The 6,907-nt window shown below is 72.1% G+C and carries 4 protein-coding genes; 1 reads left to right on the top strand and 3 read right to left on the bottom strand.

The genetic code is table 11. The features are described 5' to 3' along the window. The coding region (locus IFT36_RS14450) for an outer membrane protein assembly factor BamB family protein (RefSeq protein ID WP_200413481.1) at positions 1–1,349 on the top strand (1,349 nt) is incomplete at its 5' end. Between the two features lie 64 nt (positions 1,350–1,413). On the opposite strand, the gene IFT36_RS14445 is transcribed toward IFT36_RS14450, so the two are convergent. The 3 genes from IFT36_RS14445 to IFT36_RS14435 form a co-directional block, all read right to left on the bottom strand. After that, a complete protein-coding gene (locus IFT36_RS14445) occupies positions 1,414–3,435 on the bottom strand; it encodes a glycosyl hydrolase (protein WP_200413480.1) in 2,022 nt (673 codons plus the stop codon). A 179-nt stretch (positions 3,436–3,614) separates the two neighbouring features. After that, positions 3,615–4,346 carry an efflux RND transporter periplasmic adaptor subunit gene (locus IFT36_RS14440; RefSeq protein ID WP_056043811.1) on the bottom strand — a complete coding sequence of 244 codons (732 nt, stop codon included), beginning with the start codon at positions 4,344–4,346 and terminating at the stop codon, positions 3,615–3,617. Beyond that, positions 4,343–6,418: a glycosyltransferase family 2 protein gene (locus IFT36_RS14435; RefSeq protein WP_235452281.1), complete on the bottom strand. Its 2,076-nt coding sequence runs from the start codon at positions 6,416–6,418 to the stop codon at positions 4,343–4,345. The genes IFT36_RS14440 and IFT36_RS14435 overlap by 4 nt, the downstream gene beginning before the upstream one ends. Between the last annotated feature and the right edge of the window lie 489 nt (positions 6,419–6,907).

The raw sequence follows: 6,907 nt of genomic DNA, 5'->3' as shown, positions 1-6,907 counted from the left end.
CGGTGGGCCCCGACCGGCTCGACGGCGACGTCCTCGTCAGCGCCGGCGGTGCCGCGGGCGACGACGGCAGGGGCACGAGCGCCGCCACGGACGTCGGCGCCGACTGCCGCTTCGACGGCGGCTTCGGCAGCACCGCGCAGGCCGTCAGCCGGCTCGCACGGGTCGACCCCGTCGACGGCACCGTCCGCTGGTGGGTCGACCTCGGCACCGAGCTCGACGCCGGCAGCGGCTTCGTCCAGGTCTGGCCCGCCGACGGCGCCACCGACACGGCCCTCGTCTCGACGCTGGGCTTCGGCGGCGACGGGTTCGCCTCGTCGTACGCCCGCCTCGACCTCGGGACCGGCGAACTGACCGACGTGACCACCTCGCCGAACGGGCGCGCGCGCCTGACCGACGCCACCGCCTCCTGGGCCCTCGTCTCGAGCGACCCGCAGTTCTCGTACCAGGACTCCCGCGTCTACTACGACGCGGAGCCCGGCACGGGCGAGTTCTCGCTCTACGCCGCCGACGACCTCGACACCCCCGTGTGGACGGGCGAGACCACCGGCAACCAGGACGAGGCCCTGACCCCCGACGGTCTGCTCGTCCTCGACGGCGGGACCATCACCGCGGTCGACGGGCTCACCGGCGAGACGCACGACTGGGGACCCGACCTGCCGACCGCCACGACCCTCGTCGTCGACGGCGACCTCGTCGTGGTGGGCCTCGACCCGGCGATCCCCACCTCGACCGACGACACGGACGGCACGGTGGTGGCGCTCTCGCTCGACGGGCGCGAACTCTGGCGACACGGCTTACGCCAGGACCGCGGGGTGCAGGCGACCGGCGACTGCCTCGTCTTCTCGACGACGCCCGGGGTCGTCTGCGTCAACCGCCGCACGGGCGCCGAGCTCTGGACGACCCCGCCCCGCGACCGCCGCCACGGGCTCGCGCGGGTGACCACCGACCCGGCCGGCGACCGGGGGTCGCTCGTCTTCGCCCAGACCTTCGAACCAGGAGGCGCGGCGGCGCTGTCCGGCGACCTCACGTCGGACGAGGCGGCCCAGCGCACCGTCCGCCTGCTCGACGCGGCGTCGGGCCACGAGGTGGCCCGGGCGGTGGTGCCGGGCGAGTCCCAGATCGCGCTGGTCGGCCGCACGACCGGCTACGCCACGACCGCCTCGAGCGGTCGCACCTCGACGGTCACGGCCTTCGACCTGGCCGACGGCCGCCGCCTCTGGCAACTCGACACCGAGCGTGACCAGCTCGGCTTCTGGGGCGGCACGCTCGTCGCGAACCACCCCGACGGCAGCGTGCAACGCCTCGTCGACCCGGTGCGCCTGGTCGAGCCGGTGCGCCTCGTCGGCTGAGCCGGTGCGCCCCGTCGGCTGAGCCGGGCCAGCCCTCGCCGACCCGCACCTCCTGCGTTCGGCCCTACCGCGTGCCGGCGGTCATCACGTAGGCCATCGCGTAGGCCCGCGAGTTGCCGTCGTCGATGCCCGTCTCGGGCAGGTCGGCCAGTGCCGTCAGGGCCGCCGCGGCCTGGTCGGGCCCCTCGAGGGCCGAGTACATCAGCACGTAGTCGCCGAGCGGCCGGTCGAAGCCCGAGGCGCTCGCCTCGTCGACCACGCGCGCGATCTGCCGGGCGCCTCCGCCCGCCGACGACGTCAGGTACGACACCGAGGTCGGGCTCAGCGGGATCAACTGGATGCCCGCGATCGCCGACGGCTCGGCCGAGAACCAGGTGCCGTAGTCGCGCTTGCCGCCCCAGGTCAGCGACACGATCGCGTGTCCGTAGCCGGCGGACGTCGGGCCGGTCAGGTCGGGGGCGAGCCAGTAGGCCAGCGCCGACGAGGCCTCGCCGCTGAGCATCCACGACGCCTCGTCGCCGAGCGCGTCGTCACCCGTGGCCGCGGCCCAGAGCGACAGGCCCGCGTAGGCGTTGACCGCCTCGGACGACGACTCCTGGTTGTTCCCGTCGGCGAACGGCGAGTAGCCCGAGGCCCAGCTGTGCGACCAGTAGGGGTCGAAGGCACGCCGGTCGGGGAACGACCCGTTGTCGGCGCCCGAGGCGATGTCGGCGGCGAGCAGGTCCATGACCGGACGCCAGCGCTCGGCCAGTTCGGGGTCGTCGGCCGCGACGACGCCGGCGGCGTAGAGGAAGTAGCCGTAGTGGAAGTAGTGGTCGTTGAACTCGTCCGAGCCGAACGACGCCGCCTTGCCGACGACGCCCTTCACGGCGGGGTCGTAGACGAAGCACTCCTGCTCGCGCGTCTCGCAGCCCGAGGGGTCGGTCCACCGGTCGAGTCGGTCGACGACCGACGTGCGGAGGGTCTCGGCCGACGCGTCGTCCCCGAGCTGCCGGGCGAGCTGCAGGAGCATCGCCGACCGGTAGAGCGCCTTGCCGCCGTAGTAGGTGTCGACCGGCGTCTCCGCCGTGCGGGCGACGTCGGCCTTGACCTGGTCCTCGAGCTGCGTCCTCTGGTCGTCGCTCAGCCCCGAGAGGTCGAGCCCGGTCGAGGCCGTGGTGACCGGTGCGTCGAACGCCAGCGTCGAGCCGATCGACAACGGGACGGTGCCGTAGATCGTGTCGTAGCCCAGACCGGTGCCGCCACCCGTCGCCGCGTCGCCCATGTGCGGGGCCGGGACGAGCAGGGTGTCTCCCCCGGCCGCCGTCTCGTAGCCGAGCTCGGTGGTCGACACCGCCGACGACCCGGACCCGGAGGCGCGGTGCGCGGTGGTCACCGACGTCAGCGGCGAGGCGGCCGCGTCGAGCACCGTCCGCACCTGCTCGTCGGTGGCCCCGTCGGGCAGCGGCACGAGGACGACCGAGCCGCCCTCGTCGAGCCGGACCGCCGTGCCGTCGAGGCTGCCGTCCGTGACGGCGACGCCCCACGTCGTGCTGCCGACGGTGAACGTGCCGCGCCCGTCGCCGACGGTCGTGACGGCAGTCCCGAGGGTGTCGGTCTGCGTGGTCGCGGCGGTGTACGAGACGACCGGCGAGCCCTCGGCGACGGTCGTGTGACCGAGCACCGCGTCGCCGTCGAGGTGGGCGATCGTCACCGAGACGTCGTCGTAGGCACTGATCTCGGTCGCCGAGGCCTGGACGTCGAGGGTGACGTCGGGCAGGGCGGGCGACACGATCGCCTTCTCGGAGGCCACCGGCACCGGGAGTCCCGCGGCGAAGCCGGCCTGCGTCAGCTGGAACGAGATCGGGAACGGGAACACGGGCGTCGGCTCGTCACCGAAGACCAGCCCGGAGAACCAGGTGTTGGTCGGCGGGACGAGGCCGTCGGCGAGGCGCATGGTCGGGACGGTGCCGACCGACTCGTGGGGCAGGGCGGCGACCAGGGGGTCGACCTGCGAGGCGGGGAACACGTCGCCTCCGGCGTCGGGGCGGCCCGTGGTGTCGCCGTCCGTGTCCGAGCCGCCGGAGCAGCCGGCCAGCACGAGCACGCCGGCCGTGCCGAGGGCGACGCCGGCGAGGACCCGGCGGAGGGTCGGGAGGCGCGGGGCGGGTCGGATCTCGACCCGCGCCTCCCGGGGGTGACGAGCCGGCCCGGAAGCGATCGGTGATCCCGAACGATCCCGTCGGCCGGACCGACCCGTCGTCTTTCTCCGTGCGCCGGGGATCGTCAGACCCCGATCTGGCGCAGGAAGTCCTGCATGGTGTCCACGGGCCCGGCGAGGATGCCGTCGTCGCGGAGGTGCATGGTCGCCTCGACCGGCGTGCCGCTCGCGACGAGGCCGTTGTAGGCCCCCTCGCTCAGCTGGTCGCTGACCACGCGGACGGTGGCCGCGGCCGCGCCGTCCTTGGTCTGCACGCTGACCAGGTCGACGCTGCCCTCGACGACCTGCTGGTTGGGCAGCATCACGTCGACGGTCGCGCCGTCCTGGATGCGCTCGTAGTCGCGGGGAGTGAGCGTGAAGTCGGCGTCCACGAAGAGCGTGCCGGCCTTCTCGATGGTCGCGACGGACGTTCCCGAGCCGAGGAACCCGCCCTCGCGGACGTCGAGCTGCGACAGCGTGCCGTCGACGGTGGCCATGAAGGTGATGGTGCCGTCGTCGTCCACCGTGTAGGCGTCCGTGTCGGGGACGACGACGTCGTCCGCGAGGTCCTTCTGCAGCGAGGGGCTCTGCAGCGAGAAGAGCACGTCGCCCTTCTTCACCCGGTCGCCGACCTCGGCGTCGGTCGAGGTGACCGTGCCGCTGTAGTCGGTGCCGACGGAGAAGTCCTGGCTGGCGATGGCGGCACTGGTGCTGATGACCTGGGCCTGCCGCTGCGTGAAGATGACGGTGAAGACGGCCACGAGGGCGAGCACCACCAGGATGCCGACGGTCATCTTGATCCTGTTGCCCCAGGTCATGAGACCACCTTCTCTCGGTCGTTCGTGTCGTGTCGGTCGGGTCCGGACACCGGTCCCGCGTGCTGTGTGTGCGACGCCTCGTCGCCGTGCTGCGCCTCGTGGGCGTGCTGGTCGTCGGCCACGGCCAGTCGGGCCTCGAGCAGGTGACGCCGCTCGTCGTCGCGTCGGCGCTGCTCGAGTCGCTGCTCGGACGACAGCTCGAGGAACTCGTCGTGGCTCCGGGGCAGGGGCCGGGCGACCTGGGTGCGGAGGGTCTGAGTCGCCACGGGCCCGGTCGTGATCGGACCGGCGACGGTCGTGCGAGCGCTCGACCCCGAGCGGGCGGCACGCTTGATGGCTCCGGCCTCACGCAGGGCCGCGAGCAGGAAGGCCGAGAGCACGGCGGTGTTGATCAGGTTCCAGACCGTGGCGAGCGTGAGCACCCGGTTGTCCCAGTCCCGCCAGATCGCGACGAGCGAGGTCAGCGACAGGAAGAGCCAGAACAGCACCTGGGGCACGAGCACGTTGAACGGACTCGACGCCTTGCCTCCGCCGGTCACGTGCCAGGCCGTGTCCTTGCCGCTCAGCACGTTCCACAACGCCTTGACGTAGATCGGGAACGACACCGACGCGAGCATCAGCACCTCCCAGCGGAACGACCCGAGCGTGAAGAAGGCGAGCGCGATCTGCAGCAGGTAGAAGCCCGAGTAGAAGAGCAGCCACTGCAGCACCGAGATGTGCAGGTTCATCGGGCGCAGGTCGAAGAAGATCTCCATCGGCGGCACCATGATCAGCAGCAGCGGGGCGATGCCCGTCAGGTAGTGGGTCGCCGTCAGCGTGTACTGGAAGCGCTGGTCCATCGTCAGGGTGCGGCGGGGGCTCAGCGGGTTGTGCCGGAAGAGGATCTCGAACCCGCCGGTCGCCCAGCGCAGCTGCTGCTTGCTGTACGCCTCGATGGTCTCGGGGGCGTCGCCGATCGCGAGCGTCATCGGGATGTAGATCGAGCGCCACCCGGCCTCGTGCAGGAACAGGCTCGTCCAGACGTCCTCGGACTTCGAGTCGGTGTCGATGCCGCCGACCTCGTCGATCGCCGCACGGCGGAAGATGACGTTGGTGCCGACGCAGAACGCGGCGTTGAACCGGTTGCGGCCGGGCTGGATGTACCGGTAGAAGACGGCCTGCATGTAGCCGGCGCCGCGGCTGACGATGCTCACGAGGTTGCCGTACGACTGCGGGGTCTGGACGAAGGCGACCTTCTCGTCGATGAAGAACGGCACGGTCTCGTGCAGGAACATCGGCTTGGGCACGAAGTCCGCGTCGAAGATGGCGAAGTAGTCGCCCTTGGCCACCGACAGGGCGTAGTTGACGTTGCCCGCCTTGGCGCCGTGGCTGGTCAGCCGGCGGATGTACCGGGCGCCGAGCCTCGCGGTGAGGTCCTTGACCTCGTCGCTCCGACCGTCGTCCAGCACCCAGGTGCGGTGCGCGCCCTGCATCGCGACGGCGGCCTGGACCGTCATCGCGATCTTCGACAGTTCTTCGCCGTAGACCGTGACGAAGACGTCGACGACGACGGTCTTCCCGTCGACGACGATCGGCCACAGGTGCGGCTGGTCGCGGACGCCGAGCCGGTCGATCGCGTCCTCGTCGTAGAGCGTGTCCTGCGTCGAGTGGAAGTCGAAGTCCCGGGGGTTCTGACCGCCCGAGAGGATCGTCCACATGGCCAGGAGGGCCTGCAGCACCAGGACGGCCTCGGCGATGATCACCGCGACGTAGGGCAGCAGGTCACCGCGGTTGGCGGGGTTCAGCAGGAACTGCCCGTAGAGCAGGATGCCCATGGTGCAGGCGAGCACGAGCAGCACCATGAAGGGTGAGTGGGCACGCCCCTCGGTGCGCGAGACGACCGACGCGTGGTGGTCGCTCGTGATGCGCGTCGTGGGGCGTGCCCGCGATCCCCGCTCCTCGTCGTGGTGTGCCAGGCGCCTCAGTTCGCTGCGCGAGCGAGGAGCCACGTCGAGGGCGGGGCCGGTGTCGGGTGCACCGGTGTCGGGTCGGTTTTCGGCGTCGCTGTCGCGGACGCGCATGGTTCGGGACATGCGTGTTCTCTCCGGGTTCGGGTCTGAGAGACGACCGGACGCCGGCGGCGGTGGGTGACCGCCGTCGGACGTCCGGAGGGGCGTCGGCGACGGCGGCGACTCGAGGTGACGCGCCGGGGTGGGCGGCGGTCGGGTGGGAGCCAGGGGCTCCCGTTTCGGGTCCGTCGACTGCGAGCGGTTCGGGCCACTCGATCGACGGGTTCGCCTCCGGTGTGGGCCTTTCGGGGGACCGTTCCGGGGACGTGTCGAAACAGTACAGGGTCGTTCCCGCCGATTCGCGACACCCGTTCGGGGGGTACGCCCCCTCGAAGGGGTCACAGGCCGCATGGACAGCGGGGAGGTGACACCCGTCCCGGCCCGAGGCTCACCCGTCTCACCCGTCCGGGGGGCACGCCGCGGGGCGGGTGGCACCGACCCCGGCGAGCGGGCCGAGGAGGCGCGGGTGGCGTCCTCGAGGACGGCCACGCCCGGGCGTGTCGCGGGCCGGGC

Origin of the sequence: Frigoribacterium sp. CFBP 13605, assembly GCF_014839405.1 — a bacterium.
GTDB lineage: Bacteria > Actinomycetota > Actinomycetes > Actinomycetales > Microbacteriaceae > Frigoribacterium.
This window is presented reverse-complemented; position numbering and strand designations above follow the sequence as displayed.